General features: G+C 69.2%; 25 protein-coding genes. 13 read left to right on the top strand and 12 right to left on the bottom strand.

Annotated features, from left to right (window positions below; genetic code table 11):
* Positions 1-140 precede the first annotated feature (140 nt).
* Together AC1RUS_RS10760 and AC1RUS_RS10755 are read left to right on the top strand one after the other, a co-directional pair.
* The gene (locus AC1RUS_RS10760) at positions 141-713 is read left to right on the top strand and encodes an SH3 domain-containing protein (protein ID WP_492915832.1); all 573 of its coding nucleotides are present in this window, start codon (positions 141-143) and stop codon (positions 711-713) included.
* A 194-nt stretch (positions 714-907) separates the two neighbouring features.
* Complete coding sequence (locus tag AC1RUS_RS10755) at positions 908-2,227, top strand: DUF418 domain-containing protein (protein WP_492915830.1); 1,320 nt, start codon at positions 908-910, stop codon at positions 2,225-2,227.
* A gap of 5 nt (positions 2,228-2,232) precedes the next feature.
* Here the strand turns inward: AC1RUS_RS10755 and AC1RUS_RS10750 are convergent, their stop codons facing one another.
* The 3 genes from AC1RUS_RS10750 to AC1RUS_RS10740 are packed head-to-tail and all read right to left on the bottom strand — an operon-like array spanning position 2,233 to position 5,368.
* On the bottom strand, positions 2,233-2,751 hold the full coding sequence (locus AC1RUS_RS10750) for a CPBP family glutamic-type intramembrane protease (protein WP_492915828.1): 519 nt from the start codon (positions 2,749-2,751) through the stop codon (positions 2,233-2,235).
* Positions 2,739-3,845 carry a Rieske 2Fe-2S domain-containing protein gene (locus tag AC1RUS_RS10745; protein WP_492915826.1) on the bottom strand — a complete coding sequence of 369 codons (1,107 nt, stop codon included), beginning with the start codon at positions 3,843-3,845 and terminating at the stop codon, positions 2,739-2,741. Before AC1RUS_RS10745 ends, AC1RUS_RS10750 begins: the two co-directional genes overlap by 13 nt.
* A gap of 47 nt (positions 3,846-3,892) precedes the next feature.
* Positions 3,893-5,368 carry a M20 family peptidase gene (locus AC1RUS_RS10740; RefSeq protein ID WP_492915824.1) on the bottom strand — a complete coding sequence of 492 codons (1,476 nt, stop codon included), beginning with the start codon at positions 5,366-5,368 and terminating at the stop codon, positions 3,893-3,895.
* Between the two features lie 947 nt (positions 5,369-6,315).
* On the opposite strand from AC1RUS_RS10740, the gene AC1RUS_RS10735 reads away from it, so the two are divergent.
* Positions 6,316-6,627 carry a MafI2 family immunity protein gene (locus AC1RUS_RS10735; RefSeq protein ID WP_492915822.1) on the top strand — a complete coding sequence of 104 codons (312 nt, stop codon included), beginning with the start codon at positions 6,316-6,318 and terminating at the stop codon, positions 6,625-6,627.
* Positions 6,628-6,814: 187 nt separating this feature from the next.
* On the opposite strand, the gene AC1RUS_RS10730 is transcribed toward AC1RUS_RS10735, so the two are convergent.
* Positions 6,815-7,129 carry a GIY-YIG nuclease family protein gene (locus AC1RUS_RS10730; RefSeq protein ID WP_492915820.1) on the bottom strand — a complete coding sequence of 105 codons (315 nt, stop codon included), beginning with the start codon at positions 7,127-7,129 and terminating at the stop codon, positions 6,815-6,817.
* 182 nt (positions 7,130-7,311) lie between these two features.
* The gene (gene ccrA, locus AC1RUS_RS10725; protein ID WP_492915818.1) at positions 7,312-8,583 is read right to left on the bottom strand and encodes a crotonyl-CoA carboxylase/reductase; all 1,272 of its coding nucleotides are present in this window, start codon (positions 8,581-8,583) and stop codon (positions 7,312-7,314) included.
* A 311-nt stretch (positions 8,584-8,894) separates the two neighbouring features.
* On the opposite strand from ccrA, the gene AC1RUS_RS10720 reads away from it, so the two are divergent.
* Genes AC1RUS_RS10720 through AC1RUS_RS10705 form a run of 4 tightly spaced genes read left to right on the top strand, consistent with a single transcriptional unit; the run spans position 8,895 to position 12,327 of the window.
* The gene (locus AC1RUS_RS10720) at positions 8,895-10,883 is read left to right on the top strand and encodes a methylmalonyl-CoA mutase family protein (RefSeq protein WP_492915816.1); all 1,989 of its coding nucleotides are present in this window, start codon (positions 8,895-8,897) and stop codon (positions 10,881-10,883) included.
* Positions 10,884-10,929: 46 nt separating this feature from the next.
* Complete coding sequence (locus tag AC1RUS_RS10715) at positions 10,930-11,679, top strand: hypothetical protein (RefSeq protein ID WP_492915814.1); 750 nt, start codon at positions 10,930-10,932, stop codon at positions 11,677-11,679.
* A gap of 20 nt (positions 11,680-11,699) precedes the next feature.
* Positions 11,700-11,990, top strand: a complete 291-nt coding sequence (locus AC1RUS_RS10710; protein WP_492915812.1) for a nucleotidyltransferase family protein — start codon at positions 11,700-11,702, stop codon at positions 11,988-11,990.
* Entirely contained in the window at positions 11,983-12,327 is a 345-nt protein-coding gene (locus AC1RUS_RS10705) for a HepT-like ribonuclease domain-containing protein (RefSeq protein WP_492915810.1), read from the top strand. The genes AC1RUS_RS10710 and AC1RUS_RS10705 overlap by 8 nt, the downstream gene beginning before the upstream one ends.
* On the opposite strand, the gene AC1RUS_RS10700 is transcribed toward AC1RUS_RS10705, so the two are convergent.
* Entirely contained in the window at positions 12,324-13,715 is a 1,392-nt protein-coding gene (locus tag AC1RUS_RS10700) for an MFS transporter (protein ID WP_492915808.1), read from the bottom strand. The two genes, AC1RUS_RS10705 and AC1RUS_RS10700, sit on opposite strands and share 4 nt — an antisense overlap.
* A gap of 82 nt (positions 13,716-13,797) precedes the next feature.
* Between AC1RUS_RS10700 and AC1RUS_RS10695 the strand changes: the two genes are divergently transcribed.
* Positions 13,798-14,520: an extensin-like domain-containing protein gene (locus tag AC1RUS_RS10695; RefSeq protein ID WP_492915807.1), complete on the top strand. Its 723-nt coding sequence runs from the start codon at positions 13,798-13,800 to the stop codon at positions 14,518-14,520.
* A 75-nt stretch (positions 14,521-14,595) separates the two neighbouring features.
* Positions 14,596-15,348, top strand: a complete 753-nt coding sequence (locus AC1RUS_RS10690; protein ID WP_492915804.1) for an extensin-like domain-containing protein — start codon at positions 14,596-14,598, stop codon at positions 15,346-15,348.
* Between the two features lie 29 nt (positions 15,349-15,377).
* Here the strand turns inward: AC1RUS_RS10690 and AC1RUS_RS10685 are convergent, their stop codons facing one another.
* From AC1RUS_RS10685 to AC1RUS_RS10675, 3 genes are all read right to left on the bottom strand, one after another.
* Positions 15,378-15,677 carry a hypothetical protein gene (locus tag AC1RUS_RS10685; RefSeq protein WP_492915802.1) on the bottom strand — a complete coding sequence of 100 codons (300 nt, stop codon included), beginning with the start codon at positions 15,675-15,677 and terminating at the stop codon, positions 15,378-15,380.
* A gap of 89 nt (positions 15,678-15,766) precedes the next feature.
* On the bottom strand, positions 15,767-16,249 hold the full coding sequence (locus AC1RUS_RS10680) for an SRPBCC family protein (protein ID WP_492915801.1): 483 nt from the start codon (positions 16,247-16,249) through the stop codon (positions 15,767-15,769).
* Positions 16,250-16,327: 78 nt separating this feature from the next.
* Complete coding sequence (locus AC1RUS_RS10675; RefSeq protein ID WP_492915799.1) at positions 16,328-16,879, bottom strand: hypothetical protein; 552 nt, start codon at positions 16,877-16,879, stop codon at positions 16,328-16,330.
* Between the two features lie 178 nt (positions 16,880-17,057).
* On the opposite strand from AC1RUS_RS10675, the gene AC1RUS_RS10670 reads away from it, so the two are divergent.
* Positions 17,058-17,822, top strand: coding sequence for an SDR family oxidoreductase (locus AC1RUS_RS10670; RefSeq protein ID WP_492915797.1), 765 nt, complete (start codon positions 17,058-17,060; stop codon positions 17,820-17,822).
* Between the two features lie 79 nt (positions 17,823-17,901).
* The gene (locus tag AC1RUS_RS10665; RefSeq protein WP_492915795.1) at positions 17,902-20,481 is read left to right on the top strand and encodes a hybrid sensor histidine kinase/response regulator; all 2,580 of its coding nucleotides are present in this window, start codon (positions 17,902-17,904) and stop codon (positions 20,479-20,481) included.
* Here AC1RUS_RS10665 and AC1RUS_RS10660 read toward each other — a convergent pair.
* Entirely contained in the window at positions 20,478-21,008 is a 531-nt protein-coding gene (locus tag AC1RUS_RS10660) for a GNAT family N-acetyltransferase (RefSeq protein ID WP_492915793.1), read from the bottom strand. The genes AC1RUS_RS10665 and AC1RUS_RS10660 overlap by 4 nt on opposite strands.
* 264 nt (positions 21,009-21,272) lie before the next feature.
* Positions 21,273-22,430 (bottom strand): aminotransferase, encoded by a 1,158-nt coding sequence (locus AC1RUS_RS10655; protein ID WP_492915791.1) that lies wholly within the window; start codon positions 22,428-22,430, stop codon positions 21,273-21,275.
* Between the two features lie 51 nt (positions 22,431-22,481).
* Here AC1RUS_RS10655 and AC1RUS_RS10650 point away from each other — a divergent pair, with 51 nt between their 5' ends.
* Positions 22,482-22,952: a GNAT family N-acetyltransferase gene (locus tag AC1RUS_RS10650; RefSeq protein ID WP_492915789.1), complete on the top strand. Its 471-nt coding sequence runs from the start codon at positions 22,482-22,484 to the stop codon at positions 22,950-22,952.
* A gap of 164 nt (positions 22,953-23,116) precedes the next feature.
* Complete coding sequence (locus tag AC1RUS_RS10645; RefSeq protein ID WP_492915787.1) at positions 23,117-23,365, top strand: GlsB/YeaQ/YmgE family stress response membrane protein; 249 nt, start codon at positions 23,117-23,119, stop codon at positions 23,363-23,365.
* 69 nt (positions 23,366-23,434) lie between these two features.
* On the opposite strand, the gene AC1RUS_RS10640 is transcribed toward AC1RUS_RS10645, so the two are convergent.
* Entirely contained in the window at positions 23,435-25,822 is a 2,388-nt protein-coding gene (locus AC1RUS_RS10640) for a putative bifunctional diguanylate cyclase/phosphodiesterase (RefSeq protein WP_492916294.1), read from the bottom strand.
* Positions 25,823-25,979: the final 157 nt, after the last annotated feature.

Below are 25,979 nucleotides of genomic sequence, written 5' to 3'. Positions count from 1 at the left end.
TCTAGCCGGCCGCGAAGTTTTTTCCACATGAACGAACTCTGTCAGCACGGTCCCCGAAGCCGTTCAGCTTCACCCTGTCATGGTCTGTCTCACGGGGTTGATGACCCCGGACACATTCAACGGGACGAAGGACTATCGACATGACCAGCATCAAGACTTTCAAGACCATCGCTCTGACCCTGGCCGCTTCGGCCAGCGCCCTGACCCTGGTTTCGGCTCCCTCGGCCTTCGCCATGGACCAGAAGCTGGGCGGCGTCGTCGGTTGCAACGCCTCGGGCCACAAGCAAGAGGGCGGCGCGGTGATCGGCGCTCTGCTGGGCGCCGTCGCCGGCTCGAACCTGGCCAAGAACGACCGGGGCACGGGCACCGCCATCGGCGCCGTGGTCGGCGCGGGCGCCGGCTCCTATGTCGGCTGCAAGATGCAGAAGAAGGACGCCCGTCAGGCTGTCGGCGGCACGTACAAGAGCGACGGCACCCGCTTCGCCAGCTCGGTTCAGGCCGCTCCGGTGACCCGGATCAACGACAAGTTCGTCGCCCGCTCGAACCTGAACCTGCGCGCCGCCGCCTCGACCCGCGGCGCCAAGGTGGGCGGCCTGGGCGCCGGCCAGACCTTCCAGGCGCTGGGCCGCACCGGTGACGGCAAGTGGATCCTGGTCGGCCAGGACGGCGTCGGCGTCGGCTACGTTTCCAGCGCCTACGTCTACCGCGCCTAAGTCATAGCGGTCTGGAGCGCCGCTTCCGTCCCTCGCGGCGCTTCAAGCGAGAGCCCGCCTGTCCCCTCGGTCAGGCGGGCTTTTTCGCATCTGGACCTTTCCGGGATCGCCGACGGGTTTTGCGCTTGCCAGATTTCGCGGAACGACGGTTGATGGGCGTGGACCGTCCGGGAGACGGCGAGGCGGGGGCTTCGATGAGCACGACACTGGCGCCGATCGGTCGGCGCGACCGGATTGATAACCTGGACGTCCTGCGCGGGGTGGCCGTGCTGGGCATCCTGCTGATGAACATCCCAATGATGGGCATGCCGTGGGACCATGGACGGCCGCTGACGCCGGTGGGGCCGACCGCCGACTGGATCGCCTTCACGATCCAGGACGTGGTCTTCGCCGGTTCGATGCGCGGCCTGTTCACGCTGCTGTTCGGGGCCGGCATGGTGGTGATGCTGCGCCGCGCCGACGAGATCCAGGGCGCGGCGGCGATCCAGGCCTATCTGACCCGGTGCTTCGCCTTGCTGCTGCTGGGCGTTGCCAATTTCGCGATCTTCCTGTGGCCGGGCGAGATCCTGTTCAACTACGGCCTGGCGGGCCTGTTCCTGCTGCTGTTCCGCAAGGCCGAGAACCGGCTGATGCTTGTCGCCGCCGCCGCCATGCTGGTGTTCATGAGCGTGGCCCTGGGCACGCCGATGCTCAAGCGCGCCGAGACCCTGCGCACCGCCGAAACGGCGATCGTCGCCAAGGCCCAGGGCAAGACGCTCACCAAGGAGCAGACCGACGCCATCGCCAAGCGCGAGGAGGTGGTCAAGAAATCCGTGCCGACGCCCGAGGCCCGGGCCAAGGAGCGCGAGGAGCGCACCCATTTCCCGTCGGTCCTGGGCTGGAGCGCCAAGGCCTGGCTGGAGTTCAACTGGGATCCCCTGGCGCCGCTGTTCCTGCTGGAATCGCTGTCGTTCATGCTGATCGGCGTGGTGTTGTTCCGCACCGGCGTGCTGACCGGCGAGAAGTCGACGGGCTTCTACGCGGCCCTGGCGCTGGGCGGCTACGCGGCGGGCCTGTTGGTGCGCGGCGCGATGTCGGCGGTGGCCTGGCGCGCCGGCTTCCAGCCCAATCCGACGACCATGGAATGGCGCGGCTTCGTCTACGAGTTGGGCCGGTTGCCGACCACGATCGGGCTGCTGGGCCTGGTGACCCTGCTGTTCCGCCAAGGCCTGCTGGGACCGTGGGCCACCGCGCTGAAAGCGGTGGGGCGCATGGCGCTGACCAACTATGTCGGCCAGTCGGTGATCACCTCGGTCCTGTTCTATGGCCTGGGCTTCTACGACAAGTTCGGCTTCGCCCAGCTGATGGGCGTGTCGGTGCTGATCTGGATCTTCCAGGCGGTCTTCAGCCTGCTGTGGCTGAAGGTCTACGAGATGGGGCCGCTGGAATGGCTGCTGCGCTCGCTGACCTACGGGACCTGGACGCCGCTGGGCCGGGGGTCGGCGGGGGCGCCGGCGCCGGCCGCGGCGGAGTAGAGGGCTCACGCCAGCGCGCTGATCCCGCCCAGCCAGGTCTGCCAGATCACGACCAGCGCCCAGTGCAGGATCACCGCCGGCCACAGCGAGCCGGTCTGGCGGCGCATGATCGCGCAGCCCAGGCCCAGCACGGCGCAGCACAGCAGGAAGTCCGGCCGCAGGAAGACCTGCGCCGCCGACTTCAGGAAGGTCACGGCCTCGACCACGTGCCACAGGGTGTAGAGCGCGGTGGAGACGGCGATCTCGAGCCTGGGACGGGCGGTCTCGTCGCGGCCCGGCGTCAGAATGCCTCGGAACGGGATCTCCTCGCCCAGGGCCGGGATCAGGAACACGGTCAGCAGCCGCAGGGCCAGGCCCGGCTGGGTCGGGGTCAGGTGGTAGAGGCCGGTCGCGAAACCGATGACGGCCATGACGGCCAGGGTGAGCGCCGAGACTCCGGCGCACCAGAGCCAGCCGCGGGCGGTCGGCAGGGTCGCGAGGCTGCGCTGCAGGCGCCCAGCGTACTTTCCAATCAGGTCCGCCACCGCAGCACGGTGTCCTTGACCGGGTTCTCGAACGGCCGGCCCTCGCGGCGGCTGGCGGCCCATTCGCGTTTGCACTGCTGGTACCAGCGGGCCTGCTGGTCGGCGTCGCCCACCCACATCAGCGGCGGATTGCTCTCCAGGCCCTGGCTCTGGATGCCGACGATGCGGCCGTCCTGGCGCAGGAAGGCCCGGGCCGCGATGCGGATGATCGGATAGAAGGCCGTGAAGGCCCAGTGATCCGACCACATGATCTGGTTCATCCGGGTCTGGCCGGCGTTGATCGGCGTCATCGCCGACAGGGCCAGCACCTGCTTCTGACCCACCGTCACATGCTCCCAGCGCAGGCCGGGCAGGCGGAAGGTGATCTCGGTCAGCGGCTCGCCGCCCAGGATGGCGTAGGCCTTGGAGTTCTTTGACGGCTCGTGCCGCACCATGGTGAAGCCGGCCTCCGACGGGGCGAAGCGTTTCTTCTTCTCGTGCTGGCTGGCGGTGGTGCGCCACCACCATTGCTGGTGGACATAGGGGCCATGGGCCGGGTCGATCAGGCCCAGCACCGCGTGGTCGATATGGATGTCGTAGTCCAGGTGGTCGACCAGCTTGGGCTTGCCGCCCACCACGCCGGGGATCGTCGGCGGCGGCTCCGGAGGCTCGCCGTCGAAGCGGGCGTCCGACGACATCCAGATCCACACCAGGCCCTGCTGCTCGACGATCGGATAGCGGCGCACCCGCACCTTGCTGATGTCGACCTCGCTGTCGGCGGTCAGGGACGGGATCGCCGCGCAGGCCCCATCCGTGCCGAACCGCCAGCCGTGATAGGGGCACTCGATGCTCTCGCGGCCGTCGGCCTCGGTCTTGACCCGGCCGGCCGACAGGGCGGCGGCGCGGTGAGGGCAGATGTCGCGAATGGCGTAGGCCGCGCCGGCCTTGGTGCGGCCCAGCAGCACCGGCTCGGCCAGCAGTTCGCGATGCTCCATCTTGCCGGGCTTGAGGTCCGGCGACAGGGCCGCGACGTACCAGGCGTCCCAGACGAAGCCCTCGCCGAACTTGGCGGCGGGCGCGGACTTGGCGGCGGGCTGGTGGGCGTCGTCGGGCATGGCGAATCTTCTAGCTGGGAGCGCCCCCTCCGTCACGTCGCTACGCCCTACCGCGACGCCGCCGTCTCCACCAGGCGCTGGTAGAACCGCACCATGCGATCGACATTGGCCAGGCTGATGTGCTCGTCCGTGCCGTGGATCATCTTGGTCTCGTCGACCTTCAGCAGCAGGGGCTGGAAGCGGTAGACGTCGCTGGCCACCCCGCCCATGTAGCCGCTGTCGGTGCCGGCGGTGACCAGGCCCGGCACCACCGGCGCCTTACTCTCGTCGGCGGCCAGGCCCGCCAGGATCTTCCAGGCGTCGGACGTGGTCGACGACACCGCCGAGGGCTCGTCCGGCGTCTTCACCCACGACAGCTGCACCGGCGCGTCGCCGACCGCGGCCTTGGCCTGGGCCATCACCTTGGCCGAGGTGTCGCCCGGCGCGATGCGATAGTTGATCCAGGCCGTGGCGTCCTGCGGCAGCACGTTCTCCTTGGGCGAGCCCTTCAGCATGGTCGGGGCGATGGTGGTGTGCAGCATGGCCGCGCCCGCCGGGGTCTTGGCGGTGACCTTCACCAGCAGCGGCGAGAACAGCCAGGTGTTGGCGGCGAACACCTTGACCGCCGGCGAGGCGTGCGGGGCGATGGCCTTGAGCATGTCCGCGCCCGGGCCCTGGAACTTCATCGGGAAGGGGTGGTCGGCGATGGCCAGCACGGCCCGCGCCAGGGTCGCGACGCCCGTCTCCTTCGGCGGCGCCGAGCTGTGGCCGCCCACGGCCGGCGCGACGATCTTCATCGTGGCATAGCCCTTCTCGGCCGTGCCGATGATGGCGGCGGGCTTGCCGGTGACGGGATGGTCGGCGACCACGGCCATGCCCTCGTCGAGCACGAACTGGGCCTTCACGCCGCGCGATTTCAGCAGGTTGGCGGCCGCGACGGCGCCGACGCCGCGCACCTCCTCGTCATGGCCGCTGACTACGATGACGGTGCGCACGGGCTTGAAGCCGCTGGCCGCGACGCTGTCCAGGGCCTCGAACAGCGTGACCAGCGAGCCCTTGTCGTCGATCGAGCCGCGACCCCAGACCGCGCCATCGGCCACCACGCCGTCGAACGGCGGATGGGTCCAGGCGCCTTCGCTGCCGGGGGTGACCGGCACCACGTCCTGGTGGGCCATCAGCACGATGGGGGCCAGCGCCGGGTTCGAGCCGGGCCAGGTGTAGACCAGGGTGTGGCCGGCGATGACCTCGCGGGTCATCACCTTGTGGGCGGCGGGATAGGTCGTCTGCAGCCAGGCGTGCAGCTTGTCCCATTCGGCCGGCTGGTCATCGGCCTTGTCCTGGTGGCTGACGGTCTGGAAGCGCACGGCCTGGGCCAGGTTGGCGGCGGCCTTGTTGACGTCCAGCGGTCGGGCGGGGGCGAGCTTCACGGCGCCGGGATCGACGCTGGCGGGCGCCTTGAACGTCGCCGTCCGCACCGCGACCACGCCGGCCACGGCCAGCACCAGACCCACGGCCGTCAGACCGACCTTGCCCCCGACACCCATCGAAAACTCCCCACACCCGAACGCTTGTTGGACGACTGTGCGTCGAGTTTCGATACGCTGCAATATCGTAATTGCCGCCCGCCGCCTTGGCCACTCTGCGCGCGGCGCCGGGGCGGCGCCAATCCTTCATTTGCGGCGGGCAGGCGTGGTTTCGCGACCTCGCGCCTTCGCTGCGAGGGTGGTGGAAAGGGTCGCGGAGCGTCCGGGCCTCGCCCGGATGTGAGTTTGATAAGTACCGTTTCGACGAAGCCGTCCGCTCCGCGTGACCGTTTTCCCTCTGGCCGGGGCGCGCAGGCCTGTTCAGCCTTTTGCCCCACCCGGGCTTGTCCTCCTCGCGACGGACCCAGCCCTGGGGCTGCAAGCCACGCCGATTCCGGAGGGACCCGGAGCGGACCTTCGGACGGGCGGAGGTCTTCAGCAAGACCTCCGATGGGCGGGTTTGCGTCCCCCGCCCTCAACGTCGACCGGCCCCGCTCGCGCGACTCCGACCGACCCCGCTCGATCACCCCTCGTCGCCGCAACGGTCGCTGGCCTTGCGCCCTTTCCTCGCGACGAGGTGAGAAGAGAATACGGGAGGGTTGGGCGCGTTGGATAAGGACGCGGTTATCCCCATCAGATCCTCCCACTGAAGGGGGAGGTGATCGCGCAGCGATCGGAGGGGGAAGTCCTGCGGACTCAATGCGTTCTTCCCTCACCGGCCTTCGGCCGCCTCCCCCTTCAGGGGGAGGATCTGGAGCGCTGAACGCATTCATCGTCGCGCTCCCTATTCCCGTGCCCGGCCCGGCCGCCCCAGCGGTCGGGCCGCGTCCTGAAACCCTTGGAAGCCCTCACTCAGAGCTCTCGTTCCACCAAGGGGTTTAGGGGGCGGTGTCAGGCGCGGGGAGGAGGCTGTTCGAAGGTCTGCTGAGGGTGGAAGTCGGACGGTCACGGCTCTACGATCCGTGCCCATGACCCCTGCGGAAATACGAGTGAGGCTACTGCTGTCGGCGCAACGCGCACTGCTGGCTCAGGTGACGGCTTCGCTGAGATGCGTGACATGCGCGTGGCGAGATACGCATGTGCAAGTCCAGTTCATATTCGACGGCGAGATATCCGACGAGGATCGCGATGATGTCCACGCCATCGGAGCGGAGATTATCGCAGATTTCCCTGCTCCGTGGACGATTTCGGAAGATCTACTTCGCGTAGATTATCCCGCTGACACGCGACCGGTGGCGCTGAGCCTTTACGTATACCAACGCAAGGAACTGAGGCCGTAACTTCCGACTAGGGTCGGTGGCACAAGTTGACGCGAACACGGAAAGCAGACTTTCGCCGCACCAAATTCTTGTCATCCCGGCCGTAGCGAAGCGGAGCGCCGGGACCCAGGAGCCACCGCGATGCGCCGGTCCTTGGCTCCCTTGGTTGGCGAACCCACTCGGGATGACAATTTGGGCGGTTGGTATGTCAGCAGTTCAGGGTTTCATAGAGGTCCAGCCACTGGGGATTTTCTGCTTCGATCAACTGAAGCTTCCAGGCGCGCCGCCATCGTTTGAGCGTCTTCTCGCGCCGGATCGCATAGTCGATATCCTGGAACCCCTCATAATAGACCAGTTTTGTCACGCTGTACTTACGCGTGAAGCCGCCGGGCGAACCTTCGCGGTGTTCCCAGATCCGCCGCGACAGGTCGTTGGTCACACCGACATAGAGGGTGCCATTGCGCTGGCTGGCGAGGATGTAGACGAAGTATTCCCTTGGCACGAATGCAACCATAAGGCGCATATGCATCCCGTGTCACGCCGGAGCTGGCGAAACCGTCCGGGAGCCAAGAGCCAGCGTATCGCGGTTGCCCCTGGGTCCCGGCGCTCCGCTGCGCTGCGGCCGGGATGACAAGATGTTGTGGGCGAGGGCGGAGGCCGACAAGGCTCGGAAGCAGACTTTCGCTCCCGGCCAAGAAGCGGCCCCTACATCGCCCCGCTCAACTCCTGCACCTCTTCGAACGTCCGCAGCCCCGGCCGCTGGGCGCAGACCAGCACACCCATGTTCCCCGGCAGATGCTGGTTGGCGAGCATCTTTTCGTGGGCCAGCGGGATGTCCTTCCACGGGAAGACCTCCGACAGGCACGGGTCCACGCGCCGGTCGATGACCAGCTGGTTGGCCGCGCTCGCCTGCATCAGGTTGGCGAAGTGGCTGCCCTGCACGCGCTTCTGGCGCATCCACAGGAACCGCGCGTCCATGGTCAGGTTGAAGCCGCTGGTGCCGGCGCAGATGGCGACCATGCCGCCGCGTTTGACCACGAACACCGAGACCGGGAAGGTCTGCTCGCCCGGATGTTCGAACACCAGGTCGACGTCCTTGTTTCCCGTGATCTGCCACAGGGCTTTGCCGAACTTGCGGCTCTCCTTCATGTAGTCGTTGAATTCGGGGCCGTTGACCTTGGGCAACTGGCCCCAGCAGTCGAACTCGTTGCGGTTCAGCACCGCCTTGGCGCCCATCGACAGCACGAACTCGCGCTTGTCCTCGCTGGAGACCACGCCGATGGCGTTGGCGCCGGCCACGGCGGCGAGCTGCACGGCGAAGACGCCCAGGCCGCCCGAGGCGCCCCAGACCAGCACGTTCTGGCCCGGCCGCAGCTCGTGCGGCTTGTGGCCGAACAGCATGCGGTAGGCGGTGGCGAGCGTCAGGGTGTAGCAGGCGGCCTCTTCCCAGGTCAGGTGCTTGGGACGGGGCAGCAGCTGGCGCGACTGCACCCGGCAGAACTGGGCGAAGCTGCCGTCCGGCGTCTCGTAGCCCCAGATGCGCTGGCTGGTGGAGAACATCGGGTCGCCGCCGTTGCACTCCTCGTCGTCGCCGTCGTCCTGGTTACAGTGGATGACGACCTCGTCGCCCAGCTTCCAGCGCTTCACCTTCGCGCCGACGGCCCAGACGATGCCCGAGGCGTCGGAGCCGGCCACGTGGAAGGGCTGCTTGTGTCCGTCCAGCGGGCTGATCGGCTCGCCCAGGGCGGCCCAGACGCCGTTGTAATTGACCCCCGCGGCCATCACGAGCACCAGCACCTCGTCCTCGCCGATGGTCCAGGTGGGCACCACCTCGACCTGCATGGCGGTGGAGGGCGTACCGTGACGCTCCTTGCGGATCGACCAGGCGTACATGTTGGCGGGCACGTGGAAGGGCGGCGGGATCTCGCCGATCTCGTAGAGGTCCTTCAGCGTCGGAGTCTCAAGCGCATCGGTCATTCTCGCATCCCTCGCCGCTGTTCTTGTCTCCGGCTCGGTCTGGCCGGTGTTTGAATCGAAGCTGAGACAAGTGTTTGAAACTGGCAAGCGGAAACTTGTGCGGCGCAGCATTGGTTCCACTTTGAAAGCTGTCCTCCCGGGCAAGCGCAGCGCCGACCCGGGACCACAACAGGCTCGACGCTTCCGGCGGTCCCGGCTCGGCGCGCTGCGCGCTTGGACAGTTTTCGAAGGACAGGTCAGCGCATATTGCGCCGCAACAAAACCAAGTTCATGATCGGCGGTAATCAAGAACGATAAGCGGGAAGCGCGGAATGTCAGGCAAGCCGTACCAGCACGCGCCGGATGCGCCGTGGATCTTCCGCACCTATGCCGGCCACTCGACGGCCGAGAAGTCCAACACGCTATACCGGGCCAATCTGGCGCGCGGCCAGACCGGCCTGTCGGTGGCCTTCGACCTGCCCACCCAGACCGGCTACGACCCCGACCACATCCTGTCGCGCGGCGAGGTCGGCAAGGTCGGCGTGCCGATCAGCCACCTGGGCGACATGCGGGCGCTGTTCGACCAGATCCCGCTGGAGCAGTCCAACACCTCGATGACCATCAACGCCCCGGCCGCCTGGCTGCTGGCGATGTACGTGGCCCTGGCCGACGAGCAGGGGGCCGACCGTAAGCTGCTCCAGGGCACGACCCAGAACGACCTGATCAAGGAATATCTGTCGCGCGGCACCTACATCTTCCCGCCGGGCCCGAGCCTGCGGCTGATCGGCGACATGATCGCCTGGTGCTATCGCGAGGTTCCGAAATGGAACCCGATGAACGTCTGCAGCTACCACCTGCAAGAGGCCGGCGCGACGCCGGAGCAGGAGCTGGCCTTCGCCCTGGCCACCGCGATCTCGGTGCTCGATACGGTCAAGGCCGGCGGCCAGGTTCCCGAGGAAGACTTCGAGATCGTCGCCTCGCGGATCAGCTTCTTCGTCAACGCCGGGGTTCGGTTCGTCACCGAGCTTTGCAAGATGCGGGCTTTCACGCGGCTCTGGGACCAGATCCTGCTCGAGCGCTACGGCGTGCGGGACAAGAAGGCCCGCCGCTTCCGCTATGGGGTGCAGGTCAACTCGCTGGGGCTCACCGAGCAGCAGCCCGAGAACAACGTCTACCGCATCCTGATCGAGGCCCTGGCGGTGACGCTCAGCAAGGACGCCCGCTGTCGCGCGTTGCAGCTGCCGGCCTGGAACGAGGCCCTGGGCCTGCCGCGCCCGTTCGACCAGCAGTGGTCGCTGCGCCTGCAACAGGTGCTGGCCTACGAGACCGACCTCCTGGAATACGAGGACCTGTTCGACGGCTCGCACGTGGTCAAAGCCAAGGTGTCGGAGCTGTCGAAGGGCGCGCTGGAGCAGCTGGCCCTGATCGACGAAATGGGCGGCGCGCAGAACGCCATCGACTACATGAAGACCGAACTGGTCGGCTCCAACGCCAAGCGGGTGCGCTCGGTCGAGACCGGCGACATGACCGTGGTCGGCGTCAACCGCTGGACCGACACCGAGGCCTCGCCGCTGTCGGCGGGGGAGGGCAATATCGAGACCGTCGACCCGCGCCTCGAGGCCGGCGTCGTCGAGCGCATCAAGGCCTGGCGCGCGGCCCGCGACGACGGCGCGGTGCAGGCGGCCCTGGCCGACCTGCAGGCCGCCGCGCGCGATGGCCGCAACATCATGGAGCCCTCGATCGTCGCCGCGAAGGCCGGCGTCACCACCGGCGAGTGGTCCGGCGCCCTGCGCGCGGTGTTCGGCGAATATCGCGGCCCGACCGGCGTGGCGGTCGTGGTCTCGACCGGCGAGGCCGAGGATGTCGAGGCCGTGAAGGCCGAGGTCGAGCGGGTCTCGCAGGTGCTGGGCCGCACCCTGACCTATCTCGTCGGCAAGCCGGGCCTGGACGGCCACTCCAACGGCGCCGAGCAGATCGCCACCCGGGCCCGCGCCGTCGGCATGGAGGTCGTCTATGACGGCATCCGCTCGACCCCCGACGAGATCGTCCGCCGCGCCAAGGAAAGCCGCGCCCACGTGGTAGGCCTCTCGATCCTGTCGGGCTCGCACCTGGACCTGGTGCAGGAGGTGATCCGGGTGATGCGGGCCGAGGGCCTGGGCGATGTGCCGGTGGTGGTCGGCGGCATCATCCCCGACGCCGACGCCCTGGTGCTCAAGCAGATGGGCGTGGCGCGGATCTACACGCCCAAGGATTTCAAGATCACCGAGATCATGGGCGACGTGGTCAAGCTGGTCGAGCAGACGGCGCTCACCGAGGCTTGAAGGGCAGGGACGTGACAATCGCGTCGGCGCACGCTTAGATTGCGCCATGACGCGCGCCCGCACCGCCGACACCTCGTCCGGCAGCCTGACCTTCTGGCTGGTCAGCGGGGGCACGCTGCTGGTGCTGATCGGCCTGCAGGCCCTGGCGATCTGGCTGCAGGCGCCGTCCGGGCGACACACCGGGAACGGCATAGTGGTGGTGGGCATGATCTTCGTGATCATGAGCCTGCTGTCGCGTCCCGAGGTCGCCGCGCGGTTCGGCCGCGCCAAGCCCCGGCGGCCCGGCGTCTGGCGCACCTCGCTGCCGGTGCGGCTGCGGGGGCTGGCGCCGATGCTGGCCGTGCTGAGCCTGGGCTACGACCTCACCACAGTGATCCTGCGGGCGGCGGCGAGCGGCGACGTTCCGAGGCTGGTGGTGGCCGTGGCCCTGGTCGTCCTGCTGGCCGCGCTCTGCGGCCTGGGGATCTGGCGCGCGCTGAACCCGCGCGACGAACTGGTCGTCGACGACATCGGCCTGGCCTCGCCGGCCTGGAAAGCGCCCCTCGCCTGGTCGTCGATCGCCTTCGTGGTCGCCCCGCGCAAGGCCGACGGCGGCCTGTCGCTTCGGGTCGGCTCCGACCCGGGCGACCTGATCCGCCTGCCGTTGGCGGCGACGGGCCTGACGGCGTTCGAGGCGCTTGAGGTCCTCAAGGCGGCCCGGCCCGACCTGCGCATCGAGGCCTGGCGCGCGGACGGCGTCGTCCTGCCCATCCACGGCGCCGCCGACCTCCCGGACGTTGCGCGGGTGAACGCCTGATTTCGTGGTAGGATAGGGCCATGACCCTCGACGAAGCCCTCGCCAGACTGCGCGCGGCCAAGCCGCTGCTGGATCGCTACGGCGTGCAGCGCGTGGGCGTGTTCGGCTCGACGGCGCGCGGCGAGGCGGGGCCCGACAGCGACGTGGACGTGCTGGTGGAGTTCGCGCCGACCGTGCTGCCGGGGTTCGGCTTCTTCCGATTGGAGCGGGACCTGGCGGCGCTGTTTGGCCGGCCTGTCGATCTGGTCACGGAGGATGGCCTGCACGAGATGCTGCAGGCCCGCGTGATGGGCGAGACCGTCTTTGCGTGATGCGGACGATATCCTGTACGCCTCGCGCATTCGCGACGCCGTGCTTCGGATCCGCGACTACACGCAAGGCATGGATCAAGCCGCGTTCGTGGCCCATTCTCTGACCTCGGACGCGGTGTCGATGAACCTGCTGGCCATAGGCGAGAACGCTTCCAAGTTGTCGGCCGCCGCGCGAGCGCTGACGTCCGAGATCGAGTGGCGAGACGCGATCAATCTTCGCCACCGCATTGCCCATGGCTATGAGGATCTAAGCCTGTCGATCCTTTGGTCGATCGTCGTGGTCGAGCTCGATCCGTTGAAGGCCGCCGCCGAGCGGATCGTCGCGGCCCAGCCCTAGTTCCGCCCCAGTCGCCAGGCCGCCGCGAAGGCGACTAGGGCCAGGGGGGTGAAGGCGGCGAAAAGCCAGGGGCCGACGGCGTAGGCGGCCTGTTCGTGGACGCCGGCGCCGAAGCCCAGCAGGTTGGCCATGGCCCCGGCGGCGGCCGAGCCGGCCGCGCCGCCGATCAGTTGCACGGTGGGCACGGCCGAGGAGGCCAGGGCCTGCTCGTCGGCCGGGGCGCCGGCGATCACCCGACGGGCCAGGAACGCCCAGCACAGGCCAAAGCCGCAGCCGATCACCAGGAAGGCCAGGCCCGTCTCGACCAGGCCGCCGCGCGTGACCGCCCAGACGCTCCAGACCACGCCCGCTAACAGAGTTCCGACCCCCGAACGGATCGCCAGGCCTTCGCGGGCCGGCGGCAGGTGGCCGACCAGCATGGCGCACAGCGTCCAGCCCGCCGCGATGCCGCCGGTGACATAGCCGGCCAGCAGGGGCGAGGCGTGGTGGCGGGCCTGGATGAAGGCCGGGCCATAGACCGTGAAGCCGATGGCGGCGGCCTCGCAGGCGAACATGATCAGCAGGCCCAGGCCCGTGGCGGTGGTCAGGTCCGACACGGACCGGGGCAGCAGGCGGTCCTTGGTGCGGCGGTTGGCGGCCAGCATGGCGGCCATGCCGACCACGCCCAGCAGGGCGCAGACGCCGGCCAGCAGCGGCGACGACACCACGCCCGCCGCGCCGATCAGGCTGACGCCGACGATCAGCAGAGCCAGTTGCAGGCCGGGAATCTTGTTGCGAGCCTCGCCGCGCTTTTCCGAGGGCAGCATCAACGCCACGGCGACCACGAAGATCGCCGCCTGGGCCACGAACAGCCAGAAGGCGCCGCGCCAGAAGCCGGCCTCGGCGAACAGGCCGCCGAACAACGGACCCAGCAAGGTCGCGCCGCCCCAGACGCCCGCCACGGCGCCATAGACGCGCGGCCACAGGCTTTCGGGGAAGAGGGCGGTGATGGCCACGTAACACAGGGCCACCACCGCGCCGGCGCCCAGGCCCTGCACCAGCCGGCCGACGACGAAGGTGACGAACTCGGGCGCCAGGGCGCTCATCGCGCAGCCGACGGCGTAGGCGATCCCGGCCAGCATGGTCGCCTTGCGCAGGCCCAGGGCGATCGACAGCTTGCCCGAGCAGGCGCCCGCCACGATCGAGCCCATCAGGAACGCCGCCACCGACCAGCCGAAATACTGGTAGCCGCCGATCTCGCGGGCGACGCTGGGCATGATCGTCGCCGTCACCAGGGTGTCGGCGGCGTTCAGCCAGATGCCCAGGCACAGCAGCGCGAACCGCGGCAGCAGCTTGGGATCGAGCAGGGCGGGGCGATCCGTGGAAGAGGACTTGGCGGACGTGGACATCGGCTGGCGGTGATGCCCTTTTCTCGCCGCCGCGCCAAGCCGTCGCCGTGAACCCCGCGCCATTCGCGGCCGTTGCTCACGGGTGAAGCTGACCGCGCCGCCTCCGCCGCATCTGGTCGCCCTGGCCGAGCTGGGCGCGTGGAGCCTCGACCTGCTGTTGGCCGGGATGCTGCTCTTCGCCCTGGTCGACCGCCTGGCCCCGCCGCAGGACCTGCCGTGGAAGCCGTTCGCGCTGAGCCAGCCCCTGGGCCTGGCGACGGCCGGCAAGCTGTCGCGGATCGCGGCCGATCCCGTCGCCTGCCGCAGGGCTCTGGCCGAGGGCGGTGTGCGCTTCGTCGAGCAGCCAGCGCGCGAGGAGGGCTTCTGCTCGACCCGCGACACGCTGCGCGCCGAGAGCCGCCTGGTCCCGGCCGCGCCGGTGATGACCTGCCCGATGGCGCTGAGCTACGCGCTTTGGGAGCGACAGGTGCTGGCACCGGCGGCCCTCGATCTGCTGGGCGCGCGGGTGACCCGGGTCGACCATTACGGGACCTATGCCTGTCGCACGATCTACGGCCGCCCCGGCGAGCGGCCCAGCCAGCACGCCAGCGCCAATGCTCTGGACGTGGCGGGCGTGCGGTTGTCGGACGGCCGCCGGCTCACCATCGCCGGCGACTTCCGCGATCCGGGGCCGGAGGGCCGCTTCCTGCGCGCCGCCCGCGACGGGGCGTGCCAGGTGTTCGGCGCGGTGCTGAGCCCAGATTACAACGCCGCCCACGCCGATCACCTGCATCTGGACCACAGTCCGTATTCTCTCTGCCGGTGACGCGGTTGGAGGTTGAACGGTCGCCGAGCTCGTGCTTGGTGCGGCGTTAACCTTTTCTAGGCGCTCCCCCGCCCCATGGCCTATCGCGTACCGCGCCATCCGCGCATCGAGCACCATGCTCATCATCAGACGCGCCTGGCGCGGCTGACGGGCCTCGTATTGCTGTGGCTGCTGGTGCTGATCATGTGGCTGGTGGCCGAGCGCAGCATTCCCGACCAGCACCTGCCGTGGAAGCCGCTCAGCGTCGTCGACCCCGTCGGCATGGCCACGCGGATCAAGGCCGCCCGGGCCGGCGCCGACCCCCAGCTGTGCCGCGCCATCCTGAGCCGGGCCGAGGTGACCTTCGCCGAGGTCCCCAATCGCGATGAGGGCGGCTTCTGCGTGCTTCGCGATGCGGTGCAGATCCAGGGCGGCGTGGCCAAGCTGGAGCCGGGCGACGCGCCCCTGGTCTGCAAGGAGGCCCTGGCCCTGACCATCTGGGAGCGCCAGATCGTCCAGCCGGCCGCCGACGAACTGTTGGGCCAGGGCGTCGTGGGGCTGGAGCACTACGGCAGCTATTCCTGCCGGCGGATGTACGGCAAGGCGGAAGGCCCGGTCAGCGAGCACGCTCTGGCCGACGCCATCGACATCGCCGGCTTCAAGCTGGCCGACGGCTCGCAGGTGATGGTGGCCAGCGACTGGGCCGATCCGGGCCCCAAGGGCCAGTTCCTGCGTCGTGTGCGCGACGGGGCCTGCAAGGTGTTCCTGACCACGCTCAGCCCCGACTACAACGTCGAGCACCACGATCACTTCCACCTCGACATGAGCGGGTGGAACAAGTGCGCTTAGATCCCTCTCCCACAAGGGGAGAAGGAGCCTCAGCGCTTGCCGACGTCCATGCCGAGCGTCGGGCCGATGCCGTCGGGGTGTTCGCCGAACGGGTGTGATCCGGACCGGCGGTTGGCGACGGCCTCCAGCTTGCGGCGTAGGGGCTCGTCCAGGGTCAGGGCCGGCGGGTCTTCGTCCTCGTCGTCGGGATCGGCCGGGATCGAGGCGGCGATCACCTGACGCAGACGGTCGCCGAAGACGGCGTCGTCGGCCGAGCCGGGCTCGGGCGGGCTGTCGAGGAAGGTCATGACCTCTTCCAGCGCGGTCTCGTGATCGACGGTCTTGGCCATGATGGTCGCTCCCTGATGCTGAAGGGCAACGAGGGAGGCGATGCGCCAGTTCCACCGACAACTCCCCCAGAGGGGGAGCATCGTCCGCGCTACAGCGTGCGCGCCAGGGCCGCCATCTGGTCGGCGACCATGCCCCAGCCCTCCTTGAAGCCCATCTGCTCGTGGGTCGCGCGGTCCTCGGCGGTCCAGTGGCGCGCTACGGCGGTGTAGCGGGTCGTGCCGTCGCCCAGGTCCTCGAAGGTGACGATGCCGACCATGAACGGCTTGGCCGAAGGCTTCCAGGTTTCGGTGAAGGCGTCGGTGAAGACGATCTTCTTGTTCTCGATCACCTCCAGATAGACGCCCGGGTTCTCGACCACCTCGCCGTTGGGGCCGTTCATGACGATCAGGCTGTTGCCGCCGGTGCGCACGTCCATCACGGCCTTGGACACGTACCAGGGCGGCGGGCAGAACCACTTGGGCAGCAGGTCGGGCGTGGTCCAGCACTTGAAGAGCTTTTCGGCCGGAACGTCGAAGACGCGGGTGATGACCAGGTCGCGGTCGGCGTCGGTGGCGGCGGTGTCGAGGGCCATGGTCGTCTCCATCGTAGGGGCGTGACTTTCGCCTCAAGGACGGACGGACTCCAGCCTCCCCGACACGCCGCCGGAACTTTATTTCGCGCCGTCGCGGGCGGCGCGGCCGAACAGCCAGGCCGAGGCCAGCCAGGGCGTGGCCAGCGCCGCGATGAGGCCGCCGTCCAGGCCCCGTCCGCCGATCAGGGCGACCCCGGCCAGCCCCGCCTGGGCCGCCGCCATGGCCAGCATCGTCATCGCCATGCCCCGGGCCTGGAAGCGCGCCAGCAAGGCTCCGACCGCGCCGACCGCCAGCACGCCGCCGAGCAGCAGATTGACCGGATCGCCCTCGTCGCCGATCAGCCCGACCGCGCCATTGGCCCAGACCAGGGCGAAGGCGGTGGCCAGCGCCACGCCGACGGCGGCGCGATAGGCGAGGTTGGCGGTCAGTCGCGTGGTGACCTCGAAGATCCCGCCGACGATGAGCATCAAGGCGGCGGCGAAGGCGAAGTCCGAGGCCGTCCAGTTGACCTCATGGGTGAATTGCATCGCCACCAGGGGCGTCAGCAGGACCAGCGCCGCCAGGCTCCAGCCCGCGATCCGCAGGCGACCGCCCCACCGTGAGCCGCTGTTTTCCATCGAACCGGTCATCGCCTTGTCTCCATGCTGAGCGAGGTCTCCTGGCTAGACCGGGCCGCGCCGGGCGACATGAGCAAACTCTGAGGCTTTGCTGAAAACGCGCCCGCGACCGCTTTTCGCCGGCCTTGACCGCGCCGCCGCCGCGTCACACTGTGGCGAAAATTCAAACAAGCGTTTCAGGGAGCGCGCCATGGGCCTCTTCGACCTCACCGGCAAGGTGGCGATCATCACCGGATCCTCGCGCGGGATCGGCAAGGCGATCGCCGAGCGGATGGCCGAGCATGGGGCCAAGGTGGTGATCTCCTCGCGCAAGGCCGGGCCCTGCGAAGAGGTGGCGGCCGAGATCAACGCCAAGCATGGCGAGGGCTCGGCCATCGCGGTCCCGGCCAACATCGCCTCCAAGGAAGACCTGCAGCGCCTGGTCGACGAGACCAAGGCCGCGTTCGGCAAGGTCGACGTCTGCGTCTGCAACGCGGCCAGCAATCCCTATTACGGTCCGCTGTCCGGGATCGCCGACGACCAGTTCCGCAAGATCCTCGACAACAACATCATCAGCAATCACTGGCTGATCGGCATGGTCGCGCCGGAGATGCGCGAGCGGAAGGATGGGGCGATCATCATCGTCAGCTCGATCGGCGGCCTGCGCGGCAACGCCGTGATCGGGGCCTACAACATCAGCAAGGCGGCCGACTTCCAGCTGGCGCGCAACCTGGCGCACGAGTTCGGTCCCGACAACGTGCGGGTCAACTGCATCGCGCCGGGCCTGATCAAGACCGACTTCGCCAAGGCCCTGTGGGACGATCCGGCGACCCTGGAGCGCTCGACCAAGGGCGTGCCGCTGCGCCGCATCGGCGAGCCGGACGAGCTGGCCGGGGCGGCGATCTACCTGGCCTCCAGGGCGGGCAGCTTCATGACCGGGCAGGCCCTGGTCGTGGACGGCGGGGCGACGATCTAGGGCCGACCGTCCGGAACAGGCTTAACCCAGCGTACATGGTCTTGCGCCAAGGGTTGTCTCCGCAGTCAGAGGACCAACCTTGCGGCGACTTCTCGCATCCCTTGCCCTGATCGGGAGCCTGGCGTTCGCCGCCGGCGCCGGGGCGACGGACGCGCCGGTCTCGCCGATGGCGGCCCGGCTGGACCAGCTGTACGCCGAGATCGACCTGACCCAGGTCGACCATCCGCCGCGCGGCGACGAGGACATCGAACGGGCCGGCCGCAAGGCGCTCAAGCAGCACGGCGCGCGCCGGCTCTACGGCGTGTGGCGCGTGCTCTACGCCTACAAGAGCAACCAGGTGAAGTCGCGCTTCGACGCCTGGGCCGCGCGCGCCCGCGCCGTCGCCCAGGAAGAGCATGACGCCGACCTGCTGACCCTGATCGACCTGGAAAGCACGGCCTACACGCACGAGACCAAAGGCTTCCGCGCCTTCGACGAGGCCAAGTGGAAACGCTATCTGGACGGCTCCTCGCGCGACATCCGCCTGATGGCCGCCGTCGAGCGGGTGCGCGACCTTGGCCGGCGCGGACACTGGGCGGAGGGCGCGCGCTTCGCGGCCTTGCTGTCCCAGGAGATCGAGCGGCGCGGCGACATCGCCCGCCCGGTCCTGGCCGAGCTGCATCAGGTGCATTCCTATTCGCTGTCGCGCATCGGCGACAAGGAAGGGGCCCTCGACCACATGGCCCAGGCCCTGCGCCTGGACGGGTCCGACGGTTTTCACATGAGCAAGATCGAGCGCATCTACGACATCGCCTTCACGGCCGCCCAGGTGGGCGAGCTGGACGCGGCCGATCGCTTCGCGGGCGTCCACCACGCCATGATCGAGGCCGAACACGATCCGGACCTGCTGATCTGGGACCGCTTCCTCTGCGCCATGGTGGCCCAGAGCCGCAACGACCCGGCCAAGATCCTCGACTGCGCCAACGAGCTGGGCCCGGCCCTGCGCCGTCCGACCAAGCGGCTGCAGGTGCTGATGCTGCGCAAGACCACCCTGGCCGAGGCCCGGCTGGGCCGCGCCGAGGCCGCGCGCGCCGATCTCGCGATCCTGCGCCGGGTCTCCGCGGGCCTGGCCGCGCCGGACCCGCAGTCGGAGCTGCTGATCGAGGCCTATATCGACCAGGCCGAGGGCCGCGGCGCGGCGGCGTTCGACAAGCTGGAGCGCTGGCGCCGCGTCGACCAGGCCGAGACCGACGCCGCCCACGCCCGCAGCGTGGCCGAGATGTCCTCGGCGCTGGAGACCGAGCTGCGGGCCAAGCGCGACGAAAGCCGACGCCTGGCCGCCGAGGTCCAGCTCAATCGCCAGCTGGCCCAGGCGTCTGGGATCATCGCCCTGCTGCTGGCGGTGCTGGTGGCCGGCGGGGTCACCTGGGCCATCTATCAGCGCCGCGTCTCGCACAATCTGCGCGAGGCCCGCGAGCACGCCGAGGCCGCCAGCAAGGCCAAGTCCGCCTTCCTGGCCGTGATGAGCCACGAGCTGCGCACGCCGCTGAACGGCATGCTGGGCCTGGCCCAGGCCCTGCGCACCGAACCGCTGGCGGCGCATCAGCGCGACCAGGTCGACCTGATCCTCGACAGCGGCGACACCCTGCTGGTCCTGCTCAACGACATCCTCGACCTTTCCAAGATCGAGGCCGGCAAGCTGGAGATCGCCCCCACCGCCGGCGACCTGGTCCAGACCTGCGCCCGGCTGATCGGCGGCTACCAGCCCACGGCCCGCGACAAGGGCATCGACCTGACCTTCCGCGTCGAGGGCGTGCCGCCCGGCCTGCTGCTGTTCGACGCCGTGCGCGTGCGCCAGTGCCTGACCAACCTGGTCTCCAACGCCCTGAAGTTCACCAACGCCGGCAAGGTCGAGGTGACGCTGAGCTGCGGGCCCGACCTGGTCACCGGCCGCCAGCGCATCCGGCTGAAGGTGTCCGACACCGGCATCGGCATGAGCGAGGCGACGCTGTCCAAGCTGTTCCGCGCCTTCACCCAGGCCGACGCCTCGACCACCCGCACCTTCGGCGGCACGGGCCTGGGGCTCAACATCACCCGCCGGCTGGTCGAGATGATGGGTGGCGAGATCCGCGTCGACAGCGTCGAGGGCGAGGGCTCGGCGTTCACCGTCGAGATGCTGGCCGACTCCGCCATCGACGGCGAGGCTGGCGGCGAGCCCGCCAACGCCGAGGAGCCGGCGGCCGAACCCAGCTTCGCCGCCCTGCATGGCTGCCGCGTGCTGGTGGTCGACGACCATCCGGTCAACCGCCGGGTCATCCGCCTGTTTCTGGCCCCGTTCGAGTGCGAGCTGTTCGAGGCCGAGAACGGCAAGGAGGCGCTGGAGGCGCTGGAGTCCGAGCCCGTCGACATCGTGCTGATGGACGTCAACATGCCGGTGATGGACGGGCTGGAGGCCACCCGTCGCCTGCGCGCCGATCCGCGCTTCGCCCACCTGCCGGTGATCGCCCTGACCGCCGACGTGATGTCGGCCCAGATCAAGACCTGCCTGGCCGCCGGGGCCGACGCCCACGTGGCCAAGCCCATCGACCTGCGCAACCTGCTGTCGGTGATGGACCAGGTCCTGGCCGCGCGCTCCCCGGTCGGCCGGCTCGAGGACGGCGCGGCGGCGGCCGAAGCCTAGTCCCGCCGGACCTCGAACCGCATCACCTGCCCCTCCTGGGGGTCGATATAGCCGCCGACGTGCTCGAAGCCGTTGCGGGCCAGCACCTTCTGCGAGGCCACCAGGGGCGGCAGGGTCTGGGCCACGACCACGGCCACGCGCGGATCGCGGAAGGCCCGCGCCACCAGCATGCGGGCGGCCTCGACGGCGACGCCCTGGCGCTGCTCGGCCTCCAGCACCGAATAGCCGATCTCGACCTCGCCCTCGTCATTGGGCGGACCCTTGAAGCCGCACACCCCGACCAGGCGTTCGCCGACCGCGATGTACCAGCTGCCATAGCCGGGCTCGTCGGGATGGGCCCGCAGCATCTCGCGCGTCCAGTCGCGGGTGTCGGGGTCGTTATGCTCGGGCGGCCAGGCGACCGGTGCCGCCAGGCCGAGCGCAGCGGCCAGCTCGGCCCCGCCGACATCCTCGGCGTCCAGCAGCGCCGGCGTGGCGGCGATCAGGCGGAGCAGGGGGCCGCGTTCCTCCAGCCTTGGCGACGTCATTAGGCCCTCCCGTTTTGAGGGGCACGGTAGCATTGGCGCTTGGCATGCCAAGGTCGGAGGGCGGGGTGTGCTCGCCTCAACTCCATTCGTCATTCCGGGCCTCGTGCCCGGAACCCCTCGTTCAGCTTGCACGTGAAGCGCCAGCGGCGCGCTGGGCGCGACGCCCCATCCGCACCTGCGGCGGACAGAGGGGTTCCGGGCACAAGGCCCGGAATGACGGAATATATCGGATGAGTGTTTGGGTCGGCGCTCTTCGAGAGCCGCTCAAGCCAGCGCCTTCCGCGCCCCCGCCAACCGTTCGACCGCCGCGTCCAGGGTGTCGTCGGCCTTGGCGAAGCACAGTCTAGCGATGTGGGTCACGGGGTCTTGGGCGTAGAAGGCCGAGACCGGGATGGCGGCCACGCCGTGGTCGCGGACGCTTTTCAGACAGAACTCACGGTCGCCGATCGAAAGGCCCGACGCGCGCAGGTCGACATTGAGGAAGTAGGTGCCCGCGCTGGGCAGGACGTGGAAGCCCGCCTGGGTCAGGCCCGCCGCCAGCCGGTCGCGCGAGCGCTGCAGGTCCGCCGGCATGGTCGTGAACCAGTCGCGATAGTGCTCCAGACCCCAGGCCACGGCCGCCTGCAGGTTGGGTGGGGTGGTGAAGGTCAGGAACTGGTGGGCGGCGGCCAGCGCTCGGGTCAGGGGCGGAGCGGCGCACAGGAAGCCGACCTTCCAGCCGGTCATGCCGAACATCTTCCCGGCCGAGCCGATCTTCACCGTCCGCTCGCGCATGCCGGGGAGAGCCATCAGCGAGCGGTGGCGGCGGCCGTCGAAGGTGACCGCCTCCCAGACCTCGTCGCAGACGGCGATGGCGTCGTGGGCCACGCAGAACTCGGCCAGCAGCGCCAGGTCCTCGTCGGCGGTCACGGTGGCGGCCGGATTGAGCGGGCTGTTGAGCACCACCATCCGGGTCTTGTCGCTGAAGGCCGCCTCCAGCATGGCCCGGTCGAACCGCCAGTGCGGCGGCCGCAGGGCCACCAGCTTCGGGACCCCGCCCGCCCGGCGGACCAGCGGCAGATAGGCGTCGTACAGCGGCTGGAACAGCACCACCTCGTCGCCCGGCGAGATCAGCGAGAAGAAGGCCGCCGCCAGGGCCTCGGTGGCGCCGGAGGTGACGGTGATCTCGTCCGGCGTCAGGTCCAGGCCCTGGGACAGGCGATAATGCTCGGCCACCGCGCGGCGCAGGTCGGGCAGGCCGCGCATCGGCGGATATTGGTTGAGGTCGGTCATCAAGGCCTCGGCGGCCTTGGCGCGGACAGGCTCGGGGCCCTGGTCGTCGGGAAAGCCCTGACCCAGATTGATCGCGCCCAGCTCGCGGGCCAGGCCGCTCATCTCCTCGAAGACGGTGGTGGGCAGGTCGGCGAAGACGGGATGGACCATGGCGTACTCCTGACGCTTGCCTAGCACGACCTTGGCGGCATTATCGACGCCATGCGCATCGTTCCCTTCCAGCCCCGACACGCCGCCGCCTGGCGCGACCTCAACACCGCCTGGATCTCCAAATACTTCGCCCTGGAGGCCAAGGACCTGGAGGCGTTGAACGATCCGGTCGGCAAGATTCTCGACAAGGGCGGCCACATCCTGATGGCCGAGACCGACGACGGCGAGGCCATCGGCTGCGTGGGCCTGCTGGCCCTGCCGGACGGCGGCTTCGAGGTGGCCAAGATGACGGTGTCGGAGGCCGCCCGCGGGACGGGCCTGGGCCGCTTGCTGATGCAGGCCTGCATCGACAAGGGCCAGGCCCTGGGCGCGCCGCGCCTCTATCTGGAGACCAATTCCAGCCTGGCGCCGGCGTTGGGCCTCTATCGCGCCATGGGCTTCGTCGACCTGCCGCCGCGGGAGACGCCCTATGCGCGGGCGGATGTGTTCATGGAGCGGCCGATCTCGCCCCCTCCGCGCTGACGCGCTCCTCCCCCATAGGGGGAAGATGAGGTCGGCGCGGTTCATCTTCCCCCTATGGGGGAAGACGATCGCGAAGCGATCCGTAGGGGGCAAGTTCGGTGGCGACGCAACCTTCGCCTTAGCTCGGCATTCCTGCTGCTCAACTGGGCTAACGGGAGAGACACATGAGCGGCGTAGGCATCATCGGCGCGATCATCATCGGCATCCTGGCCGGCTGGATCGCCGAACAGATCATGAAGCGCAATCACGGCCTGCTGACCAACCTGATCGTCGGCGTGGTGGGTTCGTTCATCGGCGCCTTCGTGGCCAGCGCGCTCGGCATCAACTGGGGCGGGTTCATCGGCAGCCTGGTGATCTCGACGATCGGCGCGATCCTGCTCCTGGCCCTGCTGGGACTGTTCAAGAAGCGCTAGCACAAAAATCTTGTCATCCCGCCTCAGCGCAGCGGAGAGCCGGGATGACAAGTTTATCGGGTTTTTGAATTACGCCGAGGCCGCCGAGTCCGCTTCGGTGGCCTCGACGCTTTCGCGCCGCATGCGCCGGGCCAGGTCGTTGACCAGGAAGTTCGGGATGTCGCCCACCGGCATCGGGCGGCCGAACAGGAATCCCTGGAAGTGGTCGCAGTGCATCTCGCCCAACATCCGCACCTGATCGGCGGTCTCGACGCCCTCGGCGGTGACCTGCAGCTTCAGGGTCTGACCTAGCAGGGTGATGGTGCGCACGATGTCGGTGATGGCGGCGTTGTCGCTCATCTCGGCCACGAACGAGCGGTCCAGCTTGATCTTGTCGAACGGGAACCGCCACAGATAGGCCAGGCTGGAATAGCCGGTGCCGAAGTCGTCCATGGCGATCTTCACGCCCAGGGCCTTCAGGGCCGTCAGCTGGTCGATGGTGCGCGCAGTGTCGTTCAGCAACAGGCCTTCGGTGATCTCCAGCTCCAGCCGTGACGGCTCCAGGCCCGAGGCGTCCAACGCGCGCTTGACCTGACCGACCAGGTCGCCCGAGGCGAACTGGTTGGGCGACAGGTTGACCGCCACGGTCAGGGGCGCGGGCCAGCTGGCCGCCTGGCGGCAGGCCTCGCCCAGCACCCATTCGCCGATCTTGCCGATCAGGCCCCATTGCTCGGCGCATTCGATGAAGTCGCCCGGCGGCACCAGGCCGCGACGCGGATGCTGCCAGCGCAGCAGGGCCTCGAATCCGGTGATGTCGTGGTCGCGCGTGCCGATCAGCGGCTGGAAGAACACCTTCAGCTCGTCGTTCTTCAGGGCGGCGCGCAGGTCCATCTCGAGCGCGCGTCGCTCCTGGGCCTTCACGTCCATCGACAGCTCGAAGAACTGATAGGCCCCGCGGCCGTCGCCCTTGGCGCGGTAGAGGGCCAGGTCGGCGTTCTTCAGCAGGCTGTCGGGATCGGCCGCGTCGACGGGGGCGATGGCGATGCCGACGCTGGCCCCGATCAGCACGTTGTGGCCCTTGATCTCGTAGGGCAGGGACAGGCTCTCGACGATCGAGCGGGCCAGATAGCCCAGCATCTGGGCCGGCGGGGCGGGGGCCACGACCACGGCGAACTCGTCGCCGCCCAGGCGGGCGACCAGGCCCATGTCGCCCACGCAGGTGCGCAGGCGCTCGGCCACGTCCACCAGCAGGGCGTCGCCCACCGGGTGGCCCAGGCTGTCGTTGACGCCCTTGAAGTAGTCCAGATCCAGGCACAGGACGGCGCAGCCGCCCTTGTCGGGGCCGTCGGCGTGGTCGGTCCAGGCCTTGCTCAGCGCCTGCAGGAAGGTCAGGCGGTTGGGCAGCTGGGTCAGGACGTCGAAATGGGCCAGGCGCGAGATGCGCTCCTGGGCCTCGCGGGCGGCGGTGACGTCGGCGCCGACGCCGCGGAAGCCGGTGAACACGCCGTCAAGGTCGTGGATCGGCTTGGCGCTCAGCGACCACCAGTGGGTCTGGTCGCCGATCGGCACGGGCACGACCACGTCGCGGAAGGTCTTCTGTTCGGAAAACAGGCTGGCCAGCGAGGCCACCGGGCCGGCCGGGCTCTCGGCGGCCATGCCGCACAGCGAGGCCAGGGCGCGGCCGATCAGGGCCTGCTTGTCGCCGTCGGCGGCGGCCGCCATGCGGTCGGAGACGTAGGTGAGGGCGCCCGTGGCGTCGACTTCCCAGAGCCAGTCGCTGGCCCCTTCCTCGAAGTCGCTGAGCAGCAGGCTGACCACCTGGCGTTGGCGCTCCAGCTCCTCGCCGGCCACCAGGCGATCGGCGAAGACCTTGGCGTGCGACAGGCACGAGACGCTGACGACGAGGTAGCAGAAGATCAGCAGGCCGCCCAAGGCCAGCAGGACCGGATCGCCGCTGCCCAGCAGCACATATAGCGAGCCGATGACCATCGGTGTCGAGTAGGCGATGGCGGCGGGCGGGAGGGTCAGCATGGCGAAGCCGCCGCAGCCGATCATGCCGGCGATGACCGAGGCGACCAGCATGCGCATCTGCGCGCTGGGCTCGTTGGCGTGCATGGCCAGGATCGGCAGGGCGCCCCACAGGCAGCCCAGGACGCCGGCCTGCATGGCGATGCGGCGCAGGCCGCGCGCCGATACCGTGGCCTTGCCGCCCTTGCGGCGCTTGGCGGCCAGCCAGCCGCGCAGGCCCAGCAGGCCGTAGCTGATCACCAGCCCGGCCCAGACGGTCAGGGCGGTGCGGTTGGGACTGGCGCTGCCGGCCAGGGAGACCAGCACGGCGATGATGATATTGGCGCCCATCATCACGGGCGTCAGGCGCAGGATGCTGGTCAGCTGCTCCATGCGGACGCGGCCGGCCATCTCTTCCGGCACGCTGGGCAGCATACGGGCGAACAGCGCCGCGAGGCGGCCCTCGCCCATGAAGTTTGCGGCGGCTGAACGCACGGCGCGGTCCCGATTTCCCATGGACGTGACGTCCCCCGCCTCACCATCGGCGACTTTGATGAACTCGTGGTTAAGCCACTGGTCCAGCTCGCGCTTTTGGATGTCGCGCCTGTTTTATCGGCGCTGGCGCGGC

The organism is Caulobacter sp. GW821-FHT10F06, from assembly GCF_058809215.1.
Note: the sequence above shows the minus strand (reverse complement) of the source record. Positions and strands in the feature narration are given on the sequence as shown.

What these genes read in the sequence shown, in the direction of transcription:
- AC1RUS_RS10760 (WP_492915832.1), top strand. Translation starts at nt 141, where the DNA reads ATGACCAGCATCAAGACTTTCAAGACCATCGCTCTGACCCTGGCCGCT.
- AC1RUS_RS10755 (WP_492915830.1), top strand. Translation starts at nt 908, where the DNA reads ATGAGCACGACACTGGCGCCGATCGGTCGGCGCGACCGGATTGATAAC.
- AC1RUS_RS10745 (WP_492915826.1), bottom strand. Translation starts at nt 3,845, where the DNA reads ATGCCCGACGACGCCCACCAGCCCGCCGCCAAGTCCGCGCCCGCCGCC.
- AC1RUS_RS10740 (WP_492915824.1), bottom strand. Translation starts at nt 5,368, where the DNA reads ATGGGTGTCGGGGGCAAGGTCGGTCTGACGGCCGTGGGTCTGGTGCTG.
- AC1RUS_RS10735 (WP_492915822.1), top strand. Translation starts at nt 6,316, where the DNA reads ATGACCCCTGCGGAAATACGAGTGAGGCTACTGCTGTCGGCGCAACGC.
- AC1RUS_RS10730 (WP_492915820.1), bottom strand. Translation starts at nt 7,129, where the DNA reads ATGCGCCTTATGGTTGCATTCGTGCCAAGGGAATACTTCGTCTACATC.
- ccrA (WP_492915818.1), bottom strand. Translation starts at nt 8,583, where the DNA reads ATGACCGATGCGCTTGAGACTCCGACGCTGAAGGACCTCTACGAGATC.
- AC1RUS_RS10720 (WP_492915816.1), top strand. Translation starts at nt 8,895, where the DNA reads ATGTCAGGCAAGCCGTACCAGCACGCGCCGGATGCGCCGTGGATCTTC.
- AC1RUS_RS10715 (WP_492915814.1), top strand. Translation starts at nt 10,930, where the DNA reads ATGACGCGCGCCCGCACCGCCGACACCTCGTCCGGCAGCCTGACCTTC.
- AC1RUS_RS10710 (WP_492915812.1), top strand. Translation starts at nt 11,700, where the DNA reads ATGACCCTCGACGAAGCCCTCGCCAGACTGCGCGCGGCCAAGCCGCTG.
- AC1RUS_RS10700 (WP_492915808.1), bottom strand. Translation starts at nt 13,715, where the DNA reads ATGTCCACGTCCGCCAAGTCCTCTTCCACGGATCGCCCCGCCCTGCTC.
- AC1RUS_RS10690 (WP_492915804.1), top strand. Translation starts at nt 14,596, where the DNA reads ATGGCCTATCGCGTACCGCGCCATCCGCGCATCGAGCACCATGCTCAT.
- AC1RUS_RS10685 (WP_492915802.1), bottom strand. Translation starts at nt 15,677, where the DNA reads ATGGCCAAGACCGTCGATCACGAGACCGCGCTGGAAGAGGTCATGACC.
- AC1RUS_RS10680 (WP_492915801.1), bottom strand. Translation starts at nt 16,249, where the DNA reads ATGGCCCTCGACACCGCCGCCACCGACGCCGACCGCGACCTGGTCATC.
- AC1RUS_RS10675 (WP_492915799.1), bottom strand. Translation starts at nt 16,879, where the DNA reads ATGACCGGTTCGATGGAAAACAGCGGCTCACGGTGGGGCGGTCGCCTG.
- AC1RUS_RS10670 (WP_492915797.1), top strand. Translation starts at nt 17,058, where the DNA reads ATGGGCCTCTTCGACCTCACCGGCAAGGTGGCGATCATCACCGGATCC.
- AC1RUS_RS10660 (WP_492915793.1), bottom strand. Translation starts at nt 21,008, where the DNA reads ATGACGTCGCCAAGGCTGGAGGAACGCGGCCCCCTGCTCCGCCTGATC.
- AC1RUS_RS10655 (WP_492915791.1), bottom strand. Translation starts at nt 22,430, where the DNA reads ATGGTCCATCCCGTCTTCGCCGACCTGCCCACCACCGTCTTCGAGGAG.
- AC1RUS_RS10650 (WP_492915789.1), top strand. Translation starts at nt 22,482, where the DNA reads ATGCGCATCGTTCCCTTCCAGCCCCGACACGCCGCCGCCTGGCGCGAC.
- AC1RUS_RS10645 (WP_492915787.1), top strand. Translation starts at nt 23,117, where the DNA reads ATGAGCGGCGTAGGCATCATCGGCGCGATCATCATCGGCATCCTGGCC.
- AC1RUS_RS10640 (WP_492916294.1), bottom strand. Translation starts at nt 25,822, where the DNA reads ATGGGCGAGGGCCGCCTCGCGGCGCTGTTCGCCCGTATGCTGCCCAGC.